This is a genomic window from Sutterella massiliensis (genome assembly GCF_016899755.1).
GTDB classification, from domain to species: Bacteria; Pseudomonadota; Gammaproteobacteria; order Burkholderiales; family Burkholderiaceae_F; genus Sutterella; species Sutterella massiliensis.
In genome coordinates this window covers 1-258 of sequence record NZ_JACJJC010000465.1, presented here as the reverse complement: position 1 = coordinate 258, position 258 = coordinate 1, and the positions used below count along the sequence as shown (strand labels likewise).

The 258-nt window shown below is 34.1% G+C and carries 1 protein-coding gene; it reads left to right on the top strand.

Annotation, left to right across the window (positions count from 1 at the left end; translation table 11 throughout):
• Positions 1-258 (top strand): hypothetical protein (locus tag H6A60_RS13325; protein WP_205105344.1); only part of this gene is annotated, 258 nt, incomplete at both ends.

Sequence of the window (258 nt, the reverse complement as noted above, 5' to 3'; positions counted from 1 at the left end):
GTTTAAACCATTGCAAAATTTGGTTATGACTTCTCAAATAGTTTGGAATAATGGTAGGGTTGGGATAAGGTACTATGATGGTTGTGAATCAATTTTTGTTTCGCAGCAACCCAAAGAAAAGGATGTAATTGACCAGTTAATTCAGACAACAAGGAAGCGAAATTTTCTGAATGGTAAGATGATAGTTGAAGGGTATGAAAAACAACTTTTGCTTTATTTAAGCATTTGCAGTTGGAATAGCGATAGTATGTTTAGGAC